General features: G+C 70.9%; 21 protein-coding genes. 8 read left to right on the plus strand and 13 right to left on the minus strand.

Annotated features, from left to right (window positions below):
• The first annotated feature begins 237 nt into the window (after positions 1-237).
• The 4 genes from AW27_RS09210 (at position 238) to AW27_RS09225 (ending at position 5,048) form a co-directional block, all read left to right on the plus strand.
• Entirely contained in the window at positions 238-3,423 is a 3,186-nt protein-coding gene (locus AW27_RS09210; RefSeq protein ID WP_037928233.1) for a sensor histidine kinase, read from the plus strand.
• 10 nt (positions 3,424-3,433) lie between these two features.
• A complete protein-coding gene (locus AW27_RS09215) occupies positions 3,434-3,847 on the plus strand; it encodes a roadblock/LC7 domain-containing protein (protein WP_030037347.1) in 414 nt (137 codons plus the stop codon).
• Between the two features lie 93 nt (positions 3,848-3,940).
• Entirely contained in the window at positions 3,941-4,483 is a 543-nt protein-coding gene (locus AW27_RS09220; RefSeq protein WP_037928231.1) for a DUF742 domain-containing protein, read from the plus strand.
• Positions 4,464-5,048, plus strand: coding sequence for a GTP-binding protein (locus AW27_RS09225; protein ID WP_007266770.1), 585 nt, complete (start codon positions 4,464-4,466; stop codon positions 5,046-5,048). Before AW27_RS09220 ends, AW27_RS09225 begins: the two co-directional genes overlap by 20 nt.
• Before the next feature lie 181 nt (positions 5,049-5,229).
• Here AW27_RS09225 and AW27_RS09230 read toward each other — a convergent pair whose 3' ends face one another.
• The gene (locus AW27_RS09230; RefSeq protein ID WP_037928229.1) at positions 5,230-5,430 is read right to left on the minus strand and encodes an acyl-CoA carboxylase subunit epsilon; all 201 of its coding nucleotides are present in this window, start codon (positions 5,428-5,430) and stop codon (positions 5,230-5,232) included.
• Positions 5,431-5,453: 23 nt separating this feature from the next.
• On the minus strand, positions 5,454-7,037 hold the full coding sequence (locus AW27_RS09235) for an acyl-CoA carboxylase subunit beta (protein WP_037928227.1): 1,584 nt from the start codon (positions 7,035-7,037) through the stop codon (positions 5,454-5,456).
• A 278-nt stretch (positions 7,038-7,315) separates the two neighbouring features.
• On the opposite strand from AW27_RS09235, the gene AW27_RS09240 reads away from it, so the two are divergent.
• Positions 7,316-7,924: a YceI family protein gene (locus tag AW27_RS09240; RefSeq protein ID WP_037928224.1), complete on the plus strand. Its 609-nt coding sequence runs from the start codon at positions 7,316-7,318 to the stop codon at positions 7,922-7,924.
• Positions 7,925-7,955: 31 nt separating this feature from the next.
• Here the strand turns inward: AW27_RS09240 and AW27_RS09245 are convergent, their stop codons facing one another.
• The 6 genes from AW27_RS09245 to ureA form a co-directional block, all read right to left on the minus strand.
• A complete protein-coding gene (locus AW27_RS09245) occupies positions 7,956-9,305 on the minus strand; it encodes a hypothetical protein (RefSeq protein WP_037928221.1) in 1,350 nt (449 codons plus the stop codon).
• A gap of 98 nt (positions 9,306-9,403) precedes the next feature.
• On the minus strand, positions 9,404-11,023 hold the full coding sequence (gene cimA, locus AW27_RS09250) for a citramalate synthase (RefSeq protein ID WP_037928219.1): 1,620 nt from the start codon (positions 11,021-11,023) through the stop codon (positions 9,404-9,406).
• 377 nt (positions 11,024-11,400) lie between these two features.
• Entirely contained in the window at positions 11,401-12,021 is a 621-nt protein-coding gene (locus AW27_RS09255) for a TetR/AcrR family transcriptional regulator (protein WP_037928214.1), read from the minus strand.
• Between the two features lie 40 nt (positions 12,022-12,061).
• Positions 12,062-13,111, minus strand: a complete 1,050-nt coding sequence (locus AW27_RS09260; RefSeq protein ID WP_037928211.1) for an agmatine deiminase family protein — start codon at positions 13,109-13,111, stop codon at positions 12,062-12,064.
• A 30-nt stretch (positions 13,112-13,141) separates the two neighbouring features.
• A complete protein-coding gene (locus AW27_RS09265) occupies positions 13,142-14,884 on the minus strand; it encodes an urease subunit alpha (RefSeq protein WP_052031263.1) in 1,743 nt (580 codons plus the stop codon).
• Positions 14,885-14,895: 11 nt separating this feature from the next.
• Complete coding sequence (gene ureA / locus AW27_RS09270) at positions 14,896-15,633, minus strand: urease subunit gamma (RefSeq protein WP_052031262.1); 738 nt, start codon at positions 15,631-15,633, stop codon at positions 14,896-14,898.
• A gap of 156 nt (positions 15,634-15,789) precedes the next feature.
• On the opposite strand from ureA, the gene AW27_RS09275 reads away from it, so the two are divergent.
• Positions 15,790-17,214 carry a cytosine permease gene (locus AW27_RS09275; protein ID WP_037928207.1) on the plus strand — a complete coding sequence of 475 codons (1,425 nt, stop codon included), beginning with the start codon at positions 15,790-15,792 and terminating at the stop codon, positions 17,212-17,214.
• A gap of 71 nt (positions 17,215-17,285) precedes the next feature.
• On the opposite strand, the gene AW27_RS09280 is transcribed toward AW27_RS09275, so the two are convergent.
• From AW27_RS09280 to AW27_RS09295, 4 genes are all read right to left on the minus strand, one after another.
• A complete protein-coding gene (locus AW27_RS09280) occupies positions 17,286-18,371 on the minus strand; it encodes a branched-chain amino acid aminotransferase (protein WP_037928203.1) in 1,086 nt (361 codons plus the stop codon).
• Between the two features lie 227 nt (positions 18,372-18,598).
• Positions 18,599-19,639: a 3-isopropylmalate dehydrogenase gene (locus tag AW27_RS09285; protein WP_304949851.1), complete on the minus strand. Its 1,041-nt coding sequence runs from the start codon at positions 19,637-19,639 to the stop codon at positions 18,599-18,601.
• Between the two features lie 76 nt (positions 19,640-19,715).
• The gene (locus AW27_RS09290; protein WP_269084594.1) at positions 19,716-19,844 is read right to left on the minus strand and encodes a hypothetical protein; all 129 of its coding nucleotides are present in this window, start codon (positions 19,842-19,844) and stop codon (positions 19,716-19,718) included.
• A 260-nt stretch (positions 19,845-20,104) separates the two neighbouring features.
• The gene (locus AW27_RS09295; protein ID WP_037928201.1) at positions 20,105-20,989 is read right to left on the minus strand and encodes a LysR family transcriptional regulator; all 885 of its coding nucleotides are present in this window, start codon (positions 20,987-20,989) and stop codon (positions 20,105-20,107) included.
• Positions 20,990-21,090: 101 nt separating this feature from the next.
• Between AW27_RS09295 and AW27_RS09300 the strand changes: the two genes are divergently transcribed.
• Together AW27_RS09300 and AW27_RS09305 are read left to right on the plus strand one after the other, a co-directional pair.
• Positions 21,091-22,104 carry an NADP-dependent oxidoreductase gene (locus tag AW27_RS09300; RefSeq protein ID WP_037928198.1) on the plus strand — a complete coding sequence of 338 codons (1,014 nt, stop codon included), beginning with the start codon at positions 21,091-21,093 and terminating at the stop codon, positions 22,102-22,104.
• A 119-nt stretch (positions 22,105-22,223) separates the two neighbouring features.
• Positions 22,224-24,254, plus strand: coding sequence for a phosphocholine-specific phospholipase C (locus AW27_RS09305; protein WP_037928195.1), 2,031 nt, complete (start codon positions 22,224-22,226; stop codon positions 24,252-24,254).
• A 13-nt stretch (positions 24,255-24,267) separates the two neighbouring features.
• Here AW27_RS09305 and AW27_RS09310 read toward each other — a convergent pair whose 3' ends face one another.
• Positions 24,268-24,804 carry a GNAT family N-acetyltransferase gene (locus AW27_RS09310; protein WP_037928192.1) on the minus strand — a complete coding sequence of 179 codons (537 nt, stop codon included), beginning with the start codon at positions 24,802-24,804 and terminating at the stop codon, positions 24,268-24,270.
• Positions 24,805-25,030: the final 226 nt, after the last annotated feature.

Here is a 25,030-nt window from a genome sequence, read left to right on the forward strand (position 1 = left end):
CCTGTCGTTCATAACGTTTCGACAGAGAATTGAAGCCGGTTGGCAACGGGATGCGTTCGGCTGGTACCGCTGTGCTCACAACCCACCCGACATTTGCAGCGGGACGCTCTTTATGTCCGGTTTATGTGAGGCATAGGTCTCCAGGACTCACGGATTTCAACTGTTTGGAACAGGGCCGTCAACCGTGCTGGAATTCAACGAACTAGCTAGTAGTACCGCCGAGAGGTTGTTGGTCGAGTGAGGCGAAGCAACGCAAGCCCCGCGGATGAATCCGCGCGCGGCAACTTCACCCCGCCGCCGCGAGCGGCCGCGTCGCCCGCCGACGTGCCCGTGGAACCGCCGGTGAAGAGCGGGAGCACCAGCAGGTTCTCTCCCCGCAACTGGCGCGTGCCGACCCGCCTGAACGCCATCCTGCTCGTGCCGGCCCTCGTGGGCCTGGTCATGGGCGGCTTCCAGGTGAAGGGCTCCGTCGACACCTGGAACGAGGCCAAGGACGCCGAGCAGATAGCCCGGGTCGTCCAGGCCGCCTCGGAGTACAGCCAGGCACTGCTCAACGAGCGTGACCTCACTGCCGAGCCGCTCCTGAACGGCCAGACCAACGACGCCAGGGTCAGCAAGGCCTACGCGGCGACCGGCGCGGCCAAGGAGAAGTTCGACGAGGCCGTCAAGAACCTGCCCGAGAACCAGGGTATGGAGCGGCGCCTGGAGCTCTTCCGCGCGGAGGAGCCCAAGCTGACGGACGTCCGCCAGACGGCCTACCAGGCCGGTATCGAGAGCCCCAAGAAGAACCCGCCTTCTTCGTTCGGCCCGATTCCGACCGAAGAGGGCTACGTCACCGTCCAGCACTACCTCATGCAGTTCGCCAACGAGCTCGGTCTCGGCACCGGGAACGTGACCTCGTACGGCCGCATGGTCTACGCGATCCAGCTGGCCAAGGCGGCGAACTCGCTCCAGCGCTCCGTCGGCACGCACCTGCTGGTGCGCCCGAGCACCGACGAGAACACCCGCAAGGCCCAGCTCGTGGCCTTCTCCTCGTACGCCTACCTCGAGGACATCGCCATCGGCGAGTACGTCGCGGCGGGTACCGAGGAGGACGTGAACCGTCTGAAGACGGTCATGGCGAAGAAGTCCGAAGAGGGCGCCGCCAAGCTCGCCGAGGCCAAGGCCGCCGCCGAGCAGGCCGGCACCCCCTTCAAGACCCCGCCCGTCTCGCCGGTCAACAAGTCGATCCTGACCGGCATGACCGAGGCGATCGCCAGCGGCGAGCCCAAGAAGAAGATCATCGAGGGTGGCACTACGCCTGCGGCGTGGCAGTTCGCCGCCACCTCCAAGTTCGACGGCTACGACGAGATCGAGAAGGAACTCCTCGAGAAGGCCGTCAACGACGCCGTGGCGGTCTCCGACGACGCCCGCGCCGACGCCATCACCAACGGCGCCATCGTCGTCGTGGCCCTGCTGGCGGCCTTCATCCTGGCCGGCATGATGGCCCGCCAGATGGGCCGTGCCATGGGCACCCTGCGCACCGCCGCCTTCGACGTCGCCGAGCAGCGCCTGCCGTCGCTCGTCGACCAGCTCTCGCGCGCCGATCCGGGCAAGGTCGACACCCGCGTACTGCCGATCCCGATCGACTCGCAGGACGAGATCGGTGAGGTCGCCCGCGCCTTCGACCAGGTCCACCGCGAAGCGGTGCGGCTCGCCGCGGAGCAGGCGCTGCTGCGGGGCAACGTCAACGCGATCTTCACGAACCTCTCCATCCGCAACCAGTCGTTGATCGAGGGCCAGCTGACCCTGATCACCGACCTGGAGAACAACGAGGCCGACCCGGACCAGCTGGAGAACCTCTTCCGCCTGGACCACCTGGCCACCCGCATGCGCCGCAACGGCGAGAACCTCCTCATCCTCGCGGGCGAGGAGCCGGGCCGCCGCTGGGACCAGCCGGTGCCCCTCGTCGACGTGCTCCGCGCCGCCTCCTCCGAGGTGGAGCAGTACGAGCGCATCGAGCTCTCCGGTGTCTCCGAGGCCGAGATCCACGGCCAGGCCGTGACCGACCTCGTGCACCTGCTCGCCGAGCTGCTGGAGAACGCCACCACCTTCTCCTCCCCGCAGACCAAGGTCCGCGTCAACGCCACGCGTCTGCCCGACGGCCGCGTGATGGTCGAGATCCACGACAAGGGCATCGGCCTCACCGCCGAGGACTTCGCGGACATCAACCACAAGCTCGCCAACCCGCCGACCGTGGACGCCGCCATCTCGCAGCGCATGGGTCTGTTCGTGGTCGGCCGGCTGGCGGACCGCCACAACATCCGCGTCCAGCTGCGTCCCTCGGGCGAGGCCGCGGGCACCACTTCGCTGATCATGCTTCCCGACGCGATCACGCACGGTGGCGGTGGCGAGGGCATCCCGGACGACGACTTCACGGTCTCCCAGATCATTCCGGAGCAGAAGGCCCAGCAGGCCGCTCCGATGCGCACGGCCGCGGAGCTCGGCTTCGACGACTCGCGCTACGAGCAGGGCGGCGAGCCGCACGGCCTCGACCCGGTCGGGCGTTCGCTCGGCCGCGAGGAGCGGCGGGCCGCGCTGGAGGCCCAGGTCGGCTTCCCGCAGGAGCAGCAGGGCTACGCCGACCAGGGCGGCCAGGACTATCCGGAACCTCAGCCCGAGCACGGGTACCAGCCGTACCAGGGTTACGAGCAGCAGTCCGAGCAGGGATACGAACCCGCGTACGACGGACAGGGTGCGCAGCCTGGGTACGAGGCGTACCCGCAGCAGGACTACGCCTATACGGAAGACGGCTACCCGGACCAGCAGGCGAGCACGCAGAGCTACGACGGAAGCTACGAAGCCCAGTCGGGGCAAGCCGAGTGGCCCGAACAGAACACGTATCCGGCTGCCTACCAGCAGGATTACGGGACTGAATCGGAATCCCAGGCCGTCCCCGAACCGGCCGCAGAGCGCGTAGGCTTCGACCGTCCGGGCGCCGCTGCCGACACCGGTCACGAAATGACCGGGGCGGGCCTGCCGCGACGCGGCAGCCAGCAGCAGTGGCAGTCGGCACAGCAGGAAGCGGAGTCCTCCGGGTCCCTCTTCGAGCAGCGGTCGCCGCGTCAGCGCCAGGCCGCGGCGGCGGAGCAGGACCAGGACGGTGGCACGCCGTGGCGCTCGGGTAACGACGAGCGCTGGCAGCAGGCCGCCAAACTCCGTGAGCCGAAGGCGGGCGGGGTCACCTCGTCCGGCCTCCCTCGGCGAGTGCCCAAGGCCAACCTGGTCGAGGGTGCAGCGGAGACGACCCCGCAGGGCGGCCCCCAGGTCTCCCGCGCTCCGGAGGACGTCCGCGGCAGGTTGAGCAACCTGCGGCGGGGTGTCCAGCAGGGACGCAGCGCGGGTACTGAGCAGTCAAGTAACAGCTATGACCAGGAGCGTTAGTGTGAGCCCGATGAGCCAGGCGGCACAGAACCTGAACTGGTTGATCACCAACTTCGTGGACAACACCCCCGGGGTGTCGCACACGGTGGTGGTCTCCGCCGACGGCCTCCTTCTGGCGATGTCCGACGGATTCCCCCGCGACCGCGCCGATCAGCTGGCGGCCGTGGCCTCCGGTCTGACCTCGCTGACCGCCGGTGCCTCCCGCATCTTCGAGGGCGGCGCCGTCAACCAGACCGTGGTCGAGATGGACCGGGGATTCCTGTTCCTCATGTCCGTCTCCGACGGATCGTCCCTCGCGGTGCTGGCGCACCCGGAGTGCGACATCGGCCTCGTGGGCTACGAGATGGCCCTTCTGGTCGATCGCGCGGGCAGTGTCCTCACCCCGGACCTGCGCGCCGAACTGCAGGGGAGCCTTCTCAACTAGCAAACAAGCAGTGCGTTTCGCGCCATCGCACCGTAGGGTGCGGTGGCGCGGCTCCACAGGGAGTACTGCGTTCTTGGAGTCGGAGGAGGAGACGTGACAACACCCGGAGGACATCCTTATGGCGGCTCGCAGCAGCCGCAGGGTGGGCACGACCAGAACCGCTTCAACTTCCCCTCCGCGCCAAGCCGGCCCGTGCCGGAGCAGAACCACTACCAGCAGTACGGACAGCCCCAGCAGCCCCAGATGCCCGGTCAGGTGCCTCCGCGTGCCGCGCGGCAGCCGGCCCCGAAGGCCCACAACCCGCTGGTGCGTCCGTACGCGATGACCGGCGGCCGTACTCGGCCGCGCTACCAGCTCGCCATCGAGGCGCTGGTCAGTACCACGGCGGATCCCGCTCGTCTGCAAGGGCAGTTGCCCGAGCACCAGCGCATCTGCCGCCTGTGCCAGGAGATCAAATCCGTCGCGGAGATCTCGGCACTCCTCTCCATTCCTCTTGGTGTCGCCCGCATTCTCGTAGCCGACCTGGCGGAGGCGGGCCTTGTCGCCATTCACCAGCCCGGCGGCGACGAGTCTGCCGGTGGCCAGCCAGACGTGACACTGCTCGAAAGGGTGCTCAGTGGACTTCGCAAGCTCTAACGGCGGAGCGGCTCCCCGCTCCACCACCTCCGCGAAGATCGTGGTGGCGGGCGGCTTCGGCGTGGGCAAGACCACGTTCGTCGGAGCCGTGTCCGAGATCAACCCGCTGCGCACCGAAGCCGTCATGACGTCCGCGAGCGCGGGCATCGACGACCTCACCCACACCGGTGACAAGACGACCACCACGGTCGCCATGGACTTCGGCCGCATCACGCTCGACCAGGACCTGATCCTCTACCTGTTCGGCACGCCCGGCCAGGACCGCTTCTGGTTCATGTGGGACGACCTCGTCCGCGGCGCCATCGGGGCCGTCGTGCTCGTCGACACGCGCCGCCTCGCCGACTGCTTCCCCGCGGTCGACTACTTCGAGAACAGCGGCCTGCCCTTCGTCATCGCCCTCAACGGCTTCGACGGACACCAGCCCTACACGCCGGAGGAAGTCCGCGAGGCCCTGCAGATCGGCCCGGACGCCCCGATCATCACCACCGACGCCCGCCACCGCGCGGACGCCAAGAGCGCGCTGATCACGCTCGTCGAGCACGCCCTCATGGCACGTCTGCGGTAGGCGGCAGCCGTATCCGGCCGGCCCCCGCGTCCACGACGCGGGGGCCTTTGCCGTACGCGCATTCCGCGGAGCCCCCCGGGCAGGCACGGCCGTACGGGCGCCGACACCCGTGCCGACACGCGGAAGGCCCCGCACCCTGGACGGGTGCGGGGCCTTCGGCGGCTTTTCAGGAGCCCGGGGCTCAGCCTTGCCAGCTGTGCGGGGCGCGGAAGCCCGGGGTGCGCTCCAGGCGGCGCCATCCGGCCTGGCGCGGCAGCCGGGCCGTGGTCTCCTCGGGCGTGGCGGCCGCGCGCGCGAGGAGGATCGCGGTGATCGCGGCCAGCTCCTCGGGGGCGGCGTTGCCCTTCTCGACGCGCAGCAGGGTGTCAGAGGCGTTGGTCATGGGGTGGCAGATCTCCTTCGCGGTTACTGCGGCGGGTTGCCGTGCTTGCGGGACGGCAGATCGGCGTGCTTGTTGCGGAGCATCGCGAGGGCGCTGACGAGCACCTCGCGGGTCTCGGCGGGGTCGATGACGTCGTCGACGAGGCCGCGCTCGGCCGCGTAGTACGGGTGCATCAGCTCGGACTTGTACTCCTTGACCATGCGCGTGCGCATGGCCTCGGGGTCCTCGGCGTCCGCGATCTGCTTGCGGAAGATGACGTTGGCAGCGCCCTCGGCGCCCATCACGGCGATCTCGTTGGTGGGCCAGGCGTAGGTGATGTCGGCGCCGATGGACTGGGAGTCCATGACGATGTAAGCGCCGCCGTAGGCCTTGCGCAGGATCAGCGAGATCCGCGGGACGGTGGCGTTGCAGTACGCGTACAGCAGCTTGGCGCCGTGGCGGATGATGCCGCCGTGCTCCTGGTCGACGCCCGGGAGGAAGCCGGGCACGTCCAGCAGCGTGATGATCGGGATGTTGAAGGCATCGCACATCTGGACGAAGCGCGCGGACTTCTCGGAGGCCTCGATGTCGAGGACACCGGCGAGGTGCGCGGGCTGGTTGGCGACGATGCCGACGACCTGGCCGTCCATGCGCGCCAGGGCGCAGACGATGTTGCGGGCCCAGCGCTCGTGGATCTCCAGGACGTCGCCGTCGTCGACGAGCTCCTCGATGACCTTGTGCATGTCGTACGGGCGGTTGCCGTCCGCGGGGACCAGGTCCAGGAGGACCTCGCTGCGGCGGTCCGCCGGGTCGCTCGTCTCGTGGACGGGCGGGTTCTCGCGGTTGTTCGAGGGGAGCATCGAGATGAGGTAGCGGACCTCGGAGATGCAGGTCTCCTCGTCGTCGTACGCGAAGTGCGCGACGCCCGAGGTCTCGGCGTGCACGTCGGCGCCGCCGAGGCCGTTCTGGGTGATCTCCTCGCCGGTCACCGCGCGGACCACGTCCGGGCCGGTGATGAACATCTGCGAGGTGTCGCGGACCATGAAGACGAAGTCCGTCAGGGCCGGGGAGTACGCGGCTCCGCCGGCGCACGGGCCGAGCATCACCGAGATCTGCGGGATGACGCCGGAGGCCTTGGTGTTGCGCTGGAAGATGCCGCCGTAGCCGGCCAGGGCGGAGACGCCCTCCTGGATGCGGGCGCCGGCGCCGTCGTTGAGGGAGACCAGCGGAGCACCGGCCGCGATGGCCATGTCCATGATCTTGTGGATCTTGGTGGCGTGGGCCTCGCCCAGGGCGCCGCCGAAGATCCGGAAGTCGTGCGCGTAGACGAAGACCGTGCGGCCCTCGACCGTGCCCCAGCCGGTGATGACACCGTCGGTGTACGGCTTCTTGTTCTCGAGGCCGAAGCCGGTCGCGCGGTGGCGGCGCAGCTGCTCGACCTCCCGGAAGGAACCCTCGTCGAGGAGCAGTGCGATGCGCTCGCGCGCCGTCAGCTTGCCCTTCGCGTGCTGGGCCTCGGTCGCACGGTCACTCGGTCCACGCCGCGCCTGCTCGCGCAGGGAGTGCAGCTCGGCCACGCGCCCACGGGCGTCCGTCGGCTCGCTCGGGATCTGGTCCACAACGGTCATGTACCGACCTTACGAAGATCGTGATGAAAAACCTCCGTTCATTCCGCACAGTCTCGGGAGTCTTCCGCTGTCCGGCCCGCACAGAACAGCCCTGGGAATTAAGGACTCCGCCAGATGGGGCCATCCCTCGTTGTAGGACCTTCACAGAAATCCCCGACACCCCGACCAGTAGTTGAAATTTGAACGGAGCGCCTCTACTCTCGACGGTGTCGAAGTCGTTGAAGTTTCAACGATTAGCCTTCCCGCACCCACCCACCACCACCACCGAGGAGCAGGTCATGGGCCTCTTCAACCGCCGCACCCAGGAGAACACCACCGCCGTCGCCACCCTGGACGTGGACCCGGCGCTCGCCGCCCTCACCGGCGACTACGTCATCGACCCGGCCCACAGCAGCATCGGATTCACCGTCCGGCACGCGATGGTGACCAACGTCCGCGGCTCCTTCGCCGACCACGAAGGGACCCTGCACCTGGACGGCTCCGACCCGGCCCGCTCCACCGCCGCCATCGACGTCAAGATCGCCTCCGTGGACACCGGCATCGCCGACCGCGACGGCCACCTGCGCAGCGCCGACTTCTTCGACGCCGAGACCTTCCCGCTGATGACCTTCCGCTCCACCGGAGCCGCGTTCCTCGGCGGCGACACCTACCGGATCACCGGCGACCTCACCATCCGGGACGTCACCCGTCCGCTCTCCATCGACCTGGATTTCAACGGCTCCGCCACCGACCCGTACGGCAACCAGCGCGTCGGGTTCGAGGGCAGCACCGACATCCTGCGCTCGGACTGGGGCCTGACCTGGAACGCGGCGCTGGAGACGGGCGGCGTCGTGGTCAGCGACAAGGTGAAGCTGACCTTCGACATCTCCGCCATCAAGCAGGCCTGACCGCAGCACGGCGGCCCGGGGGCGGCACGGACTAGAAGCCGCCCCCGTCGAACCCGCCCCCGTCGAACCCGCCGCCGAAGTCCCCGCCGCCGAAGTCGGACGGGTTGAAGTCGGCCCCGGAGAAGTCCCCGCCGCCGTAGCCGTCACCCGTGCCACCGCCGTAGTCCGCGGCGTACGCGGGCGTCGACATGGCCGAACCGAGCATGGTGCCCACGAGCAGGCCGGGCAGGATGCCGCCGCCGAAGTAGCCGCCGGCCCAGGGCCCGTACGCCGGGCCGGCATCGTAGTAGGGCCGCGGTCCGCGGTCGGTGTCGACCGTGCGGACGGCCGGATCCAGCCCGTCGCGCAGCCGCACCGCGTCCGCCGTGCAGACGGGCACCGTACGCGCGGCCCCCGCGGCGGGGGCCCACGTCGCGTCCTCGGTGCTCGGCCCGTGGCGCGGGTCGAAGAAGCAGGGCGCGCGGCGCTCGGGCACCGGCTCGCCCTGTCGGCGCGCGTCCAGACAGGCCAGGGCGTACCGGCCGTCCTCCAGGGCCTGGGTCACCCCGGTGACCTCCTCCGGATACCGGACGGAGGCCATGATCTGCTTGGCCTTGTCGTAGGAGTCGAGCCCGCGGGCGTAGTCCTCGCGCATGGCATCGTCGGCGCCGGGCTCGCCGGGGCGGAAGTCCAGGCGCTCCAGCTCCTCGCCGAAGGCCGTGATGTCCTCGTCGACGACCACACTCAGCCGCTCGACGGCCTCGCGCCGGGCCTCTTCCTTCTTCCTGCGGTTCCGGCGGACCAGCGCGTAGGCGCCGCCACCGCCGATCACGGCCACCGCGCCGAGGGTGACCAGACCGCCGACCGGGACGCCGGCGGCGGCTCCGCCGGTATCCCAGGAGTCGGGGGCGCTGCCCCTGGTCTGGGTCAGGGCCTGGTCCACGAAGTTGTTGAGCTGGGTGTTCGCGTCGACCGGGGTCCCCGTCTTGACCGCCTCGGTGAGGTTGCGCACGGCGTTGGGCGGCATGACGGCCCGGTCGGCACCGGCGTTGAAGCCGTCACCGAGCCGGATCGCGTACAGCCCGGTGATGCCCGTCTCCGCACGGACCGCGGCGAGCACCTTGTCCTGCGGGAAGTCGGCGGTGGCCGGGAGCACGGCGACGAAGACCGGCTTGTCGGCGTCCTTGATCTTCTGGGCCAGGGCATCGGCCTCGGCCTCGGGCAGCTGCGCCGCGGCCCGCGGATCGACGTAGACGGGTCCCTCCTTGAGGGCTTCCGCCACCGCCGCGACTCCGGTGGCGGCCGATGCCTGCGGTGCGGCCACCAGGGCAGTCGCACCGAGGGACAGCAGCAGACCGGAGAGCAACGCTCCCCAACGTATGGATATCAGCCCGGTCCTCATGTCCTTGACGCTACCCGAACCGGGACTTTCCCGTGTGAGCAAGACATAAGGACCTACTGACCCGCACAGTGGCGCCCCGGGGACGCCCGGGACGGCGGCTACTCGGCCGGCTCGACGCCCGCGTGGAGGAGGCCGTAGGTGAACGCGTCCTCCAGGGCCTGCCAGGAGGCGGCGATCACATTGGGGGCGACGCCGACGGTCGACCACTCGCGAACCCCGTCCGTCGTGGCGACGAGCACGCGGGTCGTGGACTCCGTGCCGTGCGTGCCCTCCAGGATGCGGACCTTGTAGTCGACCAGCTCGAACTTGGCGAGCTGCGGGTAGAAGCGCTCCAGCGCCACCCGCAGGGCCCGGTCCAGCGCGTTGACCGGGCCGTTGCCCTCGGCCGTCGCGACGATCCGCTCGCCCTTGGCCCACAGCTTCACCGTGGCCTCGTTGGCGTGGGTGCCGTCCGGGCGGTCCTCGACGATCGCCCGCCAGGACTCGATGCGGAAGTACCTGCGGGCCCGCCCCTCGGCCTCGGCCCGCAGCAGCAGCTCGAAGGAGGCGTCGGCCGCCTCGTAGGTGTAGCCCTGGAGCTCGCGCTCCTTGACCCGTTCCACCACCCGGGAGATCAGCGCGCGGTCCCCGCCGAGCTCGACGCCGAGCTCCTTGCCCTTGAGCTCGATGGACGCGCGACCGGCCATGTCGGAGACCAGCATCCGCATGGTGTTCCCGACCCGCTCGGGGTCGATGTGCTGGTAGAGGTCCGGGTCGACCTTGATCGCCGAGGCGTGCAGGCCCGCCTTGTGGGCGAAGGCGGAGACGCCGACGTAGGGCTGGTGGGTGGAGGGCGTCAGGTTGACGACCTCGGCGATGGCGTGCGAGATCCGGGTCATCTCGGCGAGCGCGCCGTCGGGGAGGACCGTGCGCCCGTACTTGATCTCCAGCGCGGCGACGACGGGGAACAGGTTGGCGTTGCCGACGCGCTCACCGTAGCCGTTGGCGGTGCACTGGACGTGGGTGGCTCCGGCGTCGACGGCGGCGAGGGTGTTGGCGACGGCGCAGCCGGTGTCGTCCTGGGCGTGGATACCGAGGCGGGCGCCGGTGTCGGCGAGGACGGTGGCGACGGTCGCCGACACCTGGGCGGGCAGCATGCCGCCGTTGGTGTCGCAGAGGATGACGACATCGGCTCCGGCCTCGTGCGCGGTGCGCACGACGGACTTCGCGTACTCGGCGTTGGCCCGGTAGCCGTCGAAGAAGTGCTCGCAGTCGACGAAGACCCTGCGGCCCTGGGCCACCAGGTGCGAGACGGTGTCCCGGACCATCTCCAGGTTCTCCTCCAGGGTGGTGCGCAGGGCGAGCTCGACGTGGCGGTCGTGGGACTTGGCGACGAGCGTGATCACCGGGGCGCCGGACTCCAGCAGGGCCCGCACCTGCGGGTCCTGGTCGGCCGAGCCGCCCGCCCGGCGGGTGGCGCCGAAGGCGACCAGCTGGGCGTTCTTGAAGTCGATCTCCGCGCGGGCGCGGGCGAAGAACTCGGTGTCCCGGGGGTTGGCGCCGGGCCAGCCGCCCTCGATGAAGCCCACTCCGAAGTCGTCCAGATGGCGGGCGATCGTCAGCTTGTCGGCGACCGTGAGGTTGATGCCCTCGCGCTGGGCGCCGTCGCGCAGGGTGGTGTCGAAGACGTGGAAGCTGTCGTCCAGGACCGCTGCTGCCGCCTCTGGTGTCGTCGTCATGCTGATCTGACTCCTGTCGGATGAGTGGTTCCGGAAACCCGCCCATGGGAAGGCCGCCGTCACTGCCCCCATCATCGCGCGCAGTCCGCTCCCGGCAGGGATGGGCCGGGAAACGAAAAAACCTCTCGCGGGTAGCGAGAGGTCTGCACGCGGGTCCGAGGCACGGTGGCCGTGACCGCGAAGTTCTTCCACGGTTCAGCGGCCACTGGGGACCGGCGCGCTGCTGGCGATAATCATGAGCTGAGCAGGCACGTCCGCAGTGTGCCACACCGCCCGCCGTGCATGGACAGCCATCTCACCATGCGGTCATGCCCGGTCCGGCGGCGCATCCCCGCACCGCCCCGCGGCCCACCCGGCCCCGTTCCGGCGGACAGAACCTAGGAGCGGGGGGACAGGGTGTCCGCCAGGAACTCCTGGACGTGGGCCAGGATGGCCGTCCGGTCGAGCGTCGGCAGGCCCACCGCCAACTGGATGCTGAAGCCGTCGAGCAGGGCCCGGATGCGGGTCGCCACCCGCTCGGCGTCCACCGGGCGGAACTCCCCGCGCGACATGCCCTCGGCGAGCAGCGCCACCAGGTCGCGGTGCCAGGCGCCCTCGATGGCCGCCTGCCGGTCGCGCTCACGGGGGCCGGCGTTCTGGGAGCGGTTCCACACCTCCAGCCACAGCGTCCAGTGCGGGTCGCGGGCCTGCGTGGGCACGTACAGGTCCACGTACGCCTGCAGGCGCTCGGTCACCGGGCCTCGACGGGCGAGCAGGGCCCGACGCGCGCCGCCCAGTTCGGCCTCGCTCCACTCCAGAGTCTGCAGCAGGAGCTCGTCCTTGCTGCGGAAGTAGTAGAGGAGATGGCCGCTGCTCATGCCGACCTCGCGGCCCAGACCGGCCATGGTCAGGCCGTCCAGCCCGCGCTCGGCGATCGTGGCCATGGCGGCGACGAGTACGTCCTCGCGCGGGGGCGCGTTCTTGCGCGCCGCCCGTACCGGTACTCCGTCCGCCGCCATGGACCACTCCTCGTCGAATCGGCCGCCGCGCGCCCGCGGGTCAGACCTTCGGCTGCTGCTGGGTGATGCAGTGGATGCCGCCACCCCCGGCGAAAATCGTACGTGCGTCAACGAGGGTCACGGTCCGCTCGGGGAACAGGCCGCGGAAGATCTCGGCCGCCTCCTCGTCCCGCGGGTCGTCGAAGGAGCACAGCACGACGCCGTCGTTGCACAGGTAGTGGTTGATGTAGGAGTAGTCCACCCACTCGCCGTCCTCCTCCAGGACGGTCGGCGCCGGGATCTCCACGACATCCAGCTGCCGGCCGCGGGCGTCGGTGGACGCGCGCAGGATCGCTGCGATGGTCTTGCAGCGCTCGTGGTCCGGGTGGGAGGGGTCGGGCTGGGTGTGCACCATGACCACGCCGGGGCGGGCGAAGGCCGCGACGATGTCGACGTGGCCCTGCGTGCCGTAGGTGCCGTAGTCGCCGGCCAGGCCGTACGGCAGCCAGATCGCCTTGGTGGTGCCGAGGTGGGCGTGGATCTCGGCCTCGACCTGCTCTCGGGTCCAGTCGGGGTTGCGGCCCTTGCCCAGCTGGACGGTGTCGGTGAGCAGCACGGTGCCCTCGCCGTCGACGTGGATGGCGCCGCCCTCGTTGACCAGCGGGCTGCTGAACGTGCGCGTGCCGAGCACGTCGGAGATCTGGCGGGCGATCTTCGCGTCGTGGTCCCAGCGGGCCCACTCCTGGGCGCCCCAGCCGTTGAAGGTCCAGTCGACGGCGGCCAGTGCGCCGGCGCCGTCGGTGACGAAGGTCGGGCCGATGTCGCGCATCCAGGCGTCGTCGAGCTCGCGCTCGACCACGTCGAGCGGGTGTCCTTCGCCTGCGCCGGCGATCGCCCGGGCGCCCTCGGCGTCGCCCGGGGAGACGACGAGGGTCACGGGTTCGTAGGCGCGGACCGCACGGGCGACGGCGCCCCAGGCCCCGCGGGCCTCGGCGAGCTCCTGCTCGTTGGTGAAGGTCGGGTTCGGGCTGGGCCAGGCCATCCAGGTGCGCTCGTGGGGCGTCCACTCGGCGGGCATCCGGAATCCGTTGTGCACGGGCTTGGTGGTCATGGCAGGCAGGTCCTTACGGGCTGTGCTGGCTTACAGGAAGTACAGGCGGTTGAGGGAGACCGACTCGGCGGCCTCGGAGCGCAGGGGTTCCCCGTCGAGGGAGACCAGTCCGCTGTGGGCGTCCACGTCGACCGCACCCGTCCGGGAGTTGAGGAGCAGGTCGCCGGGGCCGATGCCGCGGGTGCCGCGGACGGCGACCCGGCGGCGGCGGGTCGGCATCGCGTCGCCGCCCAGGGCCGCGGCCGCGGCGGAGACGAAGGCGACGGAGATGTCGGCCGCGGTGGCCCCATAGGCGCCGAACTGCGGCCCGAGGACGAGGGGTTCGCAGGTGTCGGTGGCGGCGTTGGGGTCGCCGGTGACCCCGTAGGCGGGGAAGCCGGACTTGAGGACCAGCTGCGGCTTGGCCCCGAAGAACTGGGGGCGCCAGAGCACGAGGTCGGCGAGCTTGCCGACCTCGATCGAGCCGATCTCGTGGGCCAGGCCGTGGGCGATGGCCGGGTTGATGGTCAGCTTGGCCATGTAGCGCAGTACGCGGGCGTTGTCGTCGCCCTCACCGTCGCCCTCCAACGGGCCGAGCTCGCCCTTCATCTTCGCGGCCATCGCGAAGGTGCGGCGGATGGTCTCGCCCGCGCGGCCCATGCCCTGGGCGTCGGAGGAGGTGATGCCGATCGCGCCCAGGTCGTGCAGGACGTCCTCGGCGCCCATCGTCCCGGCCCGGATGCGGTCGCGGGCCATGGCGGCGTCGCCGGGAAGGTCGGGCTTGAGGTCGTGGACGGAGACGATCATCCCGTAGTGCTCGGCGACGGCGTCCCGGCCGAAGGGGAGCGTCGGATTGGTGGAGGAGCCGATCACGTTCGGCACGCCCGCCATCTTCAGCACGTTCGGGACGTGACCGCCGCCGCAGCCCTCGATGTGGAAGGCGTGGATGGTCCGGCCGTCCAGCACCCGCAGGGTGTTTTCGACGGAGAGGCATTCGTTGAGGCCGTCGCTGTGCAGGGCGACCTGGACGTCGTGCTCCTCGGCCACCCGCAGCGCGGTGTCCAGGGCCCGGGTGTGCGCGCCCATGTCCTCGTGCACCTTGAAGCCGCTGGCGCCGCCCTCGGCGAGGGCCTCGACGAGGGGTGCGGCGTCGGAGGAGGAGCCGCGGGCGAGGAAGCCGATGTTCACGGGCCAGGCGTCGAAGGCGTTGAAGGCGTGCTTCAGGGCCCACGGGGAGTTGACGCCGACGCCCCACACGGGGCCGAACTCCTGGCCGATGACGGTGGTGACTCCCGCGGCGAGCGAGGCCTCCATGATGCGCGGGGACAGCAGGTGGACGTGCGTGTCCACGGCGCCGGCGGTGGCGATCAGGCCCTCGCCGGAGACGATCGAGGTACCGGTGCCGACGACGACGTCGACGCCGTCGAGGGTGTCGGGGTTGCCGGCCCGGCCGATCGCGTGGATGCGGCCCTCGCGGATGCCGATGGAGACCTTGCGGATGCCGAGGACGGCGTCGATGACCAGGACGTTGCTGATCACGACGTCGCAGGTGTCGCGGACCGCGGCCCCCTTCAGGTGCAGGCCGTCGCGGGCGGTCTTGCCGAAGCCCGCCAGGAACTCCTCCCCCGGCTTCTGCGCGTCGGCCTCCACGCGGATGGTCAGCCCGGAGTCGCCGAGGCGGACCCGGTCCCCCGCACGAGGGCCGAAGACGGCCGCGTACTCGTGCGGATCGATGTGCCGGCTGCCCGGCGCGCAGTGCGCACTGTGGTCGGTGTGCGGGGTCTGCCTGCTCATGCCGTGGTCCCTTACGGGCGGTCGGCGGGGCCGGACTGGCCGGCCCCGGTCGGGGTGGCGCCCAGGTAGCCGCAGGCCGCAGCGCGGCGCAGGGCCTCCTCCCTGGCTCCGGGGGCGTCGAGGGGGCCGTCGACCAGACCCGCGAACCCGATCGCGACGCGATCGCCGCCGATGGGGACCAGACCCACGTCGCCCTCGCCGTGCGGGTCGAACCGTACGGAGGAGCCGGCCGGCACGCACAGCCGCATGCCGTAGGCCGCGGCGCGGTCGAAGTCCAGGCGCGGGTTCGCCTCGAAGAAGTGGAAGTGCGAGGTCACGCTGATCGGCACGTCGGCGGTGTTGCGCACGTGCAGGTGCGCGGCGGGCTCCGGCTGAGGGACCCCGGGGCCGGGGACCACGGCGCCGGGGACCACGGCGCCGGGGGCGTCGTCGCCGAGCGGCACCGCGCCCCGGACGGGGGACGAGACCACGGCGAGGCGGGATCCGTCGTCGAAGACGGCCTCCACGTGCACCTCGGTGACGACGTCGGCGACGCCCGGCAGGACGTCGTCGGGGCCCAGCACGCAGCAGGCCTCCTCGATGGCCTCGGCGAGCCGCTTGCCGTCGCGCGCGGCCTCACAGACCGTGTCCGCGATCAGCGCGGTGGCCTCCGGGACGTTGAGCTTCAGGCCACGGGCCCGCCGGGCCCTGGCCAGTTCCGCAGCGCTGCGGAGGAGCAGGCGGTCACGCTCCGTAGGGGTCAGCCGCACGCCGATCCACCACCTCTTGAGTCGAAGAGTTAGAGCATCACTCTAACTCTTGATTTGGTTGGCGGGAATCATTGACCTGAACACAAGGCTTGAGCCACATTGAGTGTCGCTCAAACACAAGCGCAACCACCCCCCGCCCTGCCAAGGGAGTCCCCCATGCCCATCGAACAGCGCGGAGTCGACACCATCCCGGAGGAGGAGCGGACCAGCGGTCCCCGTGACCTGATATCGATCCTCCTCGGCTCCAATCTGTGCCTCGGTGTGATCGTCTTCGGCTGGCTGCCCCCGTCCTTCGGACTGGGCCTGTGGCCCTCGGTCACGGCCATCGTCACCGGCACCCTCGTCGGCATCGCCTTCACCGCGCCGCTGGCGCTCGTCTCCCTGCGCACCGCGACCAACCTCTCCACCTCCAGCGGCGCGCAGTTCGGTGTGCGCGGGCGGCTCGTGGGGTCGGTGGTGGGCCTGCTGCTCTCGCTCGGCTACACCGCACTCACGCTGTGGATCGGCGGCGACGTGATGGTCGGCACCCTCGCGCGGCTCACCGGCCTCCCGGACACCGGCCTCTCGCGGGCCGTGATGTACGGCCTGCTCGCCGCGTGCACCGTCGTCGCGGCCGTCTTCGGCTACCGGCTGCTGCTGCGCATGAGCAAGGTGCTGTCCATCGGCATGATGGTGCTGCTGGCGGTCGGCGTCGTCGCCTACGCCCCGGACTTCACCACCTCCGCGCCGCCCGAGACCCCGTACCTGCTCGGATCCTTCTGGCCGACGTGGCTGCTGGCCGCGGTCGCCGCCGGGCTCAGCGGGCCCGTCGCCTTCATCACCCTGCTGGGCGATTACACGCGCTACATCTCCCCGCGCCGGCACGGCTCGCGCAGGGTCCTGTGGGCCACCGCATTCGGTCTGCTGATCGGCCTGCTGGTCCCGCAGCTCTTCGGCACCTACACGGCACTGGCCGCCCGGGCGGGCCTGGACTACGCCGGTCCGCTCGTGGCAGCCGCACCGCTGTGGTACCTGCTCCCCCTGCTGGTCGCCGCCGCGGCGGGCTCGGTCGGCAACGCCGGCCTGATGCTCTACTCCATGGGGCTGGACCTCGACGCGATCGTCCCCCGGGCCACCCGCACCACGGCCACCGTGATCGCCGCGGCCGCCGCGACCGCTTTCGTCTTCATCGGGTCCTTCGAGTGGGACGTGCAGTCCGCGATGACCTCGTTCGTCCTGGTGCTGACCGCGATCGGCACCCCGTGGGCCGTGATCACCCTGATCGGCCACGTGCGCTGCCGCGGGGTCTACGACGCCGACGCGCTCCAGGTCTTCAACCGCCGCTCGGTGGGCGGGGTCTACTGGTACCGGGCCGGCTGGAACGTCGCGGCCACCACCTCCTGGGGGATCGGGGCCGCCGTCGGCCTGCTCGCCGTGACCACCCCCTCCTACGAGGGTCCGCTGCTCGCCCTCACCGGTGGCGTGGACTGCTCCTTCGTCCTGTCCGGTCTCACCGGCGGCCTCGTGTACGCCGTGCTCACGGCCCGCCGCGCTGCCGCCCCGGCCCCGGTGGCCGCCGCCGAGGAGCCTGCGAACGCCTGAGGTTCCCCGTACGCATGCGGGCGGGCCCGCACCCCGGAGATCCGGAGTGCGGGCCCGCCCGTCTGCACGCCCTAGCCCAGGGGGTGCATCCAGCCGTGGGTGTCGGCGGCGTGGCCGGTCTGGAGTTCCAGCAGCGCCTTGCGCAGGCGCATGGTGACCTCGCCGGGCTCGCCGTCGCCCTGGGTCCAGTTGGCACGCTCGGACTTGACCGAGCCGACCGGGGTGATGACGGCGGCCGTGCCGCACGCGAACACCTCGGTGAGGGTGCCGTTGGCGTTGTCGCGCTGCCAGTCCTCGGTGGTCAGGCGGCCTTCTTCGGCGGTGTAGCCGAGGTCGCGGGCGATGGTGAGGAGGGAGTCGCGGGTGATGCCGGGAAGCAGCGAGCCGGTGAGCTCGGGGGTGACGATGCGGTCCCCGTACACGAAGTACAGGTTCATCCCGCCCATCTCCTCGATCCAGCGGTGCTCGACGGCGTCGAGCCACACCACCTGGTCGCAGCCGTGCGAGGCGGCCTGGGCCTGCGCGACCAGCGAGGCCGCGTAGTTGCCGCCGGTCTTGGCCGCGCCGGTGCCGCCCTTGACCGCGCGGACGTAGTCCTCGGAGAGCCAGACGGAGACGGGCTTGACGCCGCCGGGGAAGTACGCGCCGGCGGGCGAGGCGATGACGATGAAGAGGAACTCGTTGGCCGGGCGGACGCCGAGGCCGACCTCCGAGGCGAACATGAAGGGCCTGAGGTACAGGGATGCCTCGCCGGAGTCCGGCACCCAGGCGCGGTCCTGCTTGATCAGGGCGTCGCAGGCCTCGATGAAGAGCTCGACGGGCAGTTCCGGCATCGCCATGCGGCGGGCCGAGGCCTGGAAGCGCGCGGCGTTGGCCTCGGGGCGGAAGGTGGCGACGGTGCCGTCGGGCTGGCGGTAGGCCTTGAGGCCCTCGAAGATCGTCTGCGCGTAGTGCAGGGTCATGTTCGCCGGGTCGATCGAGAGCGGCGCGTACGGGACCAGTTCGGCGTCGTGCCAGCCGCGGCCCTCGGTCCACTTGATCGTCACCATGTGATCGGTGAAGTGGCGGCCGAATCCGGGGCTGGCCAGGATCGCCTCGCGCTCCGCGTCGGACAGCGGGTTCGAGGAGGGCTTGAGCTCGATCGTGGGCGTCGTCATGAGTGCTTGTCCTTCACCGGTTGTGTATGGCGGACCGCGCTCACGGCGTACCAGGACGTCCGAGCTTCCCTGCATTCCGCGGCCTCGCGTTCGATTATCGCGCGCGGGCAGGCTTCGGAGAAGCGGGGGGATTGCGGCCCAGGGGAGATGGTGGCACCCGGGGCCGCACAGGAAAAGCCGCCGGGTCCCATTGTGACCCGGCGGCTTCCCGAGGTGGAGCGGCCGGGTCAGCCGGCTACCCGCGCGGCGAGGGCGTCGCCGATCGCGTCGGTGGAGCGGAAGGTTCCGTCCCGTTCGGTGAGGTCGGCGGAGACCGCGTCCTCGATGCGGACGGCCTCGTCCTCGTAGCCGAGGTGGCGCAGCAGAAGGGCGACCGAGAGGATCGTCGCGGTCGGGTCCGCCTTCCCGGTGCCGGCGATGTCCGGGGCCGAGCCGTGGACGGGCTCGAACATGGACGGGAAGGCGCCGGTCGGATTGATGTTCCCGGAGGCGGCCAGGCCGATTCCGCCCGTGACGGCCGCGGCCAGGTCGGTGAGGATGTCACCGAAGAGGTTGTCCGTGACGATGACGTCGAAGCGCTCCGGCTGCGTGACGAAGAAGATCGTCGCGGCGTCCACGTGCAGGTAGTCGGTGGTGACCTCGGGGTACTCCCGGCCGACCTTGTCGAAGATGTTCTTCCACAGGTGGCCCGCGTACACGAGGACGTTGTTCTTGTGAACGAGCGTCAGCTTCTTGCGGGGGCGGGCATTGGCCCGCTCGTAGGCGTCGCGGACGACGCGCTCGACACCGTACGCGGTGTTGACGCTGACCTCGGTGGCCACCTCGGCGGGGGTGCCGGTGCGCAGGCTGCCGCCGTTGCCGGTGTACGGACCCTCGGTGCCCTCGCGGACGACGACGAAGTCGATGTCCGGGCGGCCCGCCAGGGGGGTGGCGGTGTTGGGGAACAGCTTCGACGGCCGCAGGTTGATGAAGTGGTCGAACGCGAAGCGCAGCTTCAGCAGCAGGCCGCGCTCCAGCACGCCGGACGGGACCGAGGGGTCGCCGATGGCGCCCAGCAGGATCGCGTCGTGGCGCGCCAGGGCTTCGAGTTCCGCGTCCGGGAGGGTCTCGCCGGTGCGGTGCCAGCGCTGGGCGCCGAGATCGTATTGCTTGGTCTCCAGCTTCACATCCTGGGGCAGGACCGCGGTAAGGACCTTGAGTCCCTGAGCCACGACTTCCTGGCCGATGCCATCACCGGGGATCACTGCGAGATTGATGCTGGTCGACATGGCGAAACCGTACTCCGTGTCCAGCCCTCAGACATTTCGCGTCCACGATATGGACGCGACATGTCGTACGGGGGTGTCAGTGGCCGGTCGAGCCGCCGTTGTCGCGGCGGTCGAGGGCGCGCTGCAGGGCTGCGGCGGCGTTCTTGCGTGCGTCGGCCGAGGCGGAGGCGTGGCGGACGCGGCGGGCGGTGGTGGTTGCGGGCATGGTGATCGACTCCTTGAGATCACGGCGTGGCCGGGCCACGGATGAGGGGTTCCTTCAAGGCGCCGGAAGAGGCGGGGAGCCGGGCGCCGCAGGGGTTGCCTGCCAGGGGCGCGCGCTCTCGACCGCCATTCGCCTGATCGGCGAGACGTTCGGCTCCTACCAAGCTAGGGCAGGTCCCGCTGTATGTCTCGGCAATTACTCGGACTTCCTACTATCTGAGACGCCCATCCCCCCGAAGAGACGCCCCCCGAAGGTCCGCTTCAGGTCCTGCCGGAGCGAAGTTCCCTGATCAGAGCCTTGACCGCGAGAGTTGCGGCGGCTTCCGACGTGGTGACATATCCCACCTCGCGCACCGGCCCCAACGGGCCCAGTCCGGCGATCTCCACGGCCTCCGTCGCGTCCCTCAGGGACAGCTCGGGCATGATCGCCATGCCGAGCCCCCGACCGACCATGGTCAGCACCATGGCGTCGTCCTCCGCCTTGACCGTCGCCCGCGGGATCCAGTCCTGCGCCCGCCACCAGGCCCGGGTGTAGGAACCGCAGTTCTCGTCCCAGTCCATGAGGGGCAGCGACTTCGGGTCGGGGTGCCCCGCCGGGTGCACCAGGTGGTACGCCTCCTGCGCGAGCACCCCCGTCAGCAGGCCGGGCGGCGCCGCGCCCGGCGAACCGCCCAGGGTGGCGATGCCCAGATCCGCACGGCCCGCCGCCACTTCCCCCGCCGCGCCGGCACCGATCTCGCGGACCACGCGGACCTCCGGGCGGACGCCGGGGTGCCGGGCGGTCAGTCGCTCCAGGGCGGGCGGCAGCAGGTGCAGGGCGGCGCTCCGGAACGCCGCGATCCGAAGAACGCCGTCCAGGGCGCCGCCGCCGTCGCCCCGGCCCGCACTGCGCACCTCCGCGCCCATGACCTCGTACAGCCGCAGGATGCGGCGGGCGTGTCCGACCGCCCGCTCCCCCGCCGGCGTGGGCGAGGCCCCCGCCCGTCCGCGGTCGAAGAGCACCGCGCCGAGCTTGGCCTCGCTGCCGCGCACCGAGTGCGACACGGCCGACTGGGTGAGGCCGAGCGCCGCGGCCGCGGCGGAGAAGCCGCGGGCCTCCGCGACGGCCACCAGGATGCGCAGTTCGCGCGGGAGAAGATCGGACACCGGGGCCCCCACCTCGTGGTATGAGTGATGCTCATGGATGTGTGACGTCCATGAACCCAACCCCCTGCCCGGCCCCCGGATTCCTTCCTAGCGTTGCGGACATGACCACGAACACCGCTCGCGCCGTACACCAGATCGCCCGCCCCGAAGGCTTCCCCGCGTCCTCCGACTTCGCCCACGTCTCCTCCCCGGTCCCCGAGCCCCGGCCCGGCACCGCCCTGGTGGAGAACCTGCTGCTCTCCGTGGACCCCTACCACCGCGGCCTGATGGACGGCGGCGAGGGCGGCTTCGAGCTGAACGCCCCGCTGGAGGGCCGCTCGGTGGGCCGGGTGATCGCCTCCCGAGACCCGGGCCTGCGCGAGGGCGACCTGGTCTTCCACCGCGAGGGCTGGCGCACGCACGCCCTCGTCACCCTCGGGAAGGCTGGCGCCCGCACGCTGCGCGGCCATGCGGGCGTACCGCTGGAGGCGTACCTGTCGATCCTCGGCGGCACCGGCCTCACCGCGTACGCCGCACTGACCCGGACCGCAGCACTGAGAGAGGGCGAGGACCTGTTCGTCTCCGCCGCCGCGGGCGGCGTCGGCACCGCCACCGGGCACCTCGCACGGCTGCTGGGCGCGCGGCGCGTCATCGGCAGTGCGGGCTCGGCGGCGAAGGTCCGCCACCTCACGGACGTTCTCGGCTTCGACGCGGCCTTCGACTACCACGACGGCCCGGTCGGCGAGCAGCTCGCCCAGGCCGCCCCCGAGGGCATCGACGTCTACGTGGACAACGTGGGAGGCGAGCACCTGGAGGGCGCGATCGGCGCACTGCGGGAGTTCGGCCGAATCGCCTGGGTCGGCGCCGTCTCGACCTACAACGGCGGCCGCTCCCCCGCCGCGCCCCGCAACCTCTTCGAGATCGTGCACAAGTCGCTGCGCCTGGAGGGCGTAATGGTTCGACATCACACCAATCTTCAGGAGGAGTTGGAGGACCTCCTCGTCCCTCACCTGCGCAGCGGCCGGATCGGCACCGACACCACCGTTGTCCAGGGCTTCGAGCACACGGTGGAGGCCTTCCGCGGCATGCTCCGCGGCGAGAACACGGGCAAGATGCTCGTGCGGATCAAGGCCTGACTCCGGCCGCCCGGAAGTTCACCGAACTCTTACCGCACGGCTGTGGACCTTTGAGGCCACCCCCGCCACCCTTGCCGTCGATGTGCCACCGGGGCACCACAGTTGGAGGCGAGGGACCAGTGACACCGATCAGCCGAAGAGGTTTCGTGGGAATCGGCGCCGGGCTGATGGCGGGGGCCGCGCTACCCGTCACGGCGCCCTCGTCGGCGGCCGCGGCCTCGGCGAGCGGCACCCTCACCGACGTGCAGCACGTGGTGATCCTGATGCAGGAGAACCGCAGCTTCGACCACTACTTCGGCGGGCTGAAGGGCGTCCGCGGGTTCGGCGACCGTGCCGCCGGCAACATCCCGGGCGGCTGGGGCACCTTCAACCAGCCCAACTGGGGCGCCCGGCAGTACCCGTGGAAACTGTCCGCCACCCCGCCGGCCGGCGGGGTGGACGGCGCGACCCTGGCCCAGTGCAGCGGCGACCTCCCGCACAGCTGGACCTCGCAGCACGCCGCCTGGAACAAGGGCCGGATGGACAACTGGGTCCTGGGGGTCGGCAGCACCCGCACCCTCGGCCACCTGGACCGGGGCGACCTCCCCTTCCACTACGCCCTCGCCGACAACTACACGGTCTGCGACGCGTACTTCTGCTCCGCCCTCAGCGCGACCGGTCCGAACCGCACCTTCCTGTGGAGCGGGAAGGTCGACGCCGGCAGCAAGGACGGCGGTGAGGAGTCGGGGCTGACCTGGGAGACGTACGCCGAGGCCCTGCAGCGCGCCGGCGTGACCTGGAAGGTCTACCAGAACGCCCAGGACAACTACGGCGACAACGGCCTCGCCTACTTCAGGAACTTCACCGACGCGGCTCCCGGGAACCCGCTGTGGGACCAGGGCATGGCCTCGGTCCCCAAGGTGACCGGCTCCACCCCGGACGACATCGCGGCCGCCATCCGCGCCGACGCCGTCGCGGGCACCCTCCCCCAGGTGTCCTGGGTCGTCGCCAGCGAGGCCTTCTCGGAGCACCCCTACGCCCCGCCCGGCGACGGCGCGCACTTCGTGGACCTGGTCTACCGCGCCCTCGCAGCGAACCCCGAGGTCTTCGACTCCACCGTCCTGATCCTCAACTACGACGAGAACGACGGCTTCTTCGACCACGTTCCGCCCCCGGTCGCGCCGCCCGGCACCCCCGGTGAGTACGTGGACGGCGTCCCGATCGGGCTCGGCTTCCGCGTGCCCATGCTGGTCATGTCCCCGTGGACGCGCGGCGGATGGGTCAGTTCGGAGGTCTTCGACCACACCTCGGTGCTCCGCTTCCTGGAGACCTGGACCGCCGCCCTCGGCACGCCGGCCACCTGCCCGAACATCAGCGCCTGGCGCCGCCGGGTGGTGGGCGACCTGACCGGCGTCTTCGACTTCGCGCACCCGGTGTACGGGGTTCCGGCGGGCCTGCCGCCGACCGCCAAGGTGATCGGCCAGGCCACCTGCGCCCCGCTTCCCAATCCGGTGCCGCAGGACAACGCCCTCCCTGCGCAGGAGCCGGGCACCCGTCCGGCGCGCGCCCTCCCTTACCAGGTCAACGGCAATCTGGATCGCTTCGAGTTCGGAGCGGCCGGCCAGATCACGGCCTGGTTCTCGATGACCAACCAGGGTGCCCAGGCCAAGCGGCCCGCGCACTTCTCGATCCACCCGCACCAGCACCGCGACACGGCGGCCTGGCAGTACACGGTGGACCCGGGCGACACCTCGACCGACTACTTCCACATCGGTCTCGGCCACGGCTCCGGCAAATACGACATCTCGATGTACGGACCGAACCGCTTCCTGCGGCGCTTCATCGGCGACGCGTCCAAGGCGGGCCGCGCGATCGAGGTGGCGGCGCGGTTCGCGGTGGAACCCGGTACCGGTAGGACGGCGGTCTGGTTCAAGATGACGAACTCCTCCGCCTCCCCCGTCACCTTCACGATCCGCTCCAACGCCTACCGTTCGGACGGCCCGTGGACGTACACCGTCCCGGCGCACTCCTCCCGCGAGGACTTCTTCAACGCGGTGGCGTACACCAAGGGCTGGTACGACTTCACGATCCTGGCCGACTCCGACAGCACCTGGTCGCGCCGCTACACGGGCCATATCGAGACGGGCTCGGCGAGCGTTTCGGGGTCGTGACCCCACAGGTGTCCTAGAGGACGTCCCCGTCGCGCCAGTCGAAGTCGAGCCGCCCGGCGGGGTCCGGCCGGACCCCGCCGGGCGGTGTCCACACATGGGTGGAGCCCTCCTCCTCGGGCAGCCGCACCGGTCCCTCCGGGGAGAGCACCCCCACCTCGCCCGGCCACACCGACCAGCCCCGGGCCAGGTAGAGCCCGGCGCCCTGTTCCGAGGCCGACAGGGCGCCCAGCACGTAGGCCCCCGCCACGACCTGCTCCAGCCGCTCCGTCACCCGCCCGCCGAGGCCGCGGCGGCGCAGGTCGGCCCGTACGGCAACGGCCTCGACGTATCCGGTGCGCAGGGCGCGCCCCCGGTGCACGACCCGCCGCTGTACGACACTTCCGTGCGCGGCGAGCCTGCCGTCCCCGCCGATCAGCACGTGCATGCCGCCGAGCGCGTGCTCGAAGTCCTCGTCGGCGAAGTCCCCCTCGAAGGCGTCGTCGAGCAGGGTCCGGATCGCGCGGAGCTCGGCGGCGGTCAGTTCCGAGGTGTGCGCGGTGCGCGTGTCCATCTCTGCTCCCGCCAGTCGGTTACTCGGCGTACTCGGTGGACCGCGTGCGGGCGTCCGGGCTCCCGGCATCCGGACGCCGCGCTCCGACGCCTTCGCTCATCCCGTGAACGTACCAAGGACCGGGGCCGCACCGAGATCGCATTGCGGACGCCGAACGCCGGACACCGGCCGCCATCGGCCGAACCGGCTCTGGCGGTCTGGACCAGTGCTTCGGCAGACTCGCCCC

Source organism: Streptomyces sp. PCS3-D2 (genome assembly GCF_000612545.2).
Lineage (GTDB): Bacteria > Actinomycetota > Actinomycetes > Streptomycetales > Streptomycetaceae > Streptomyces.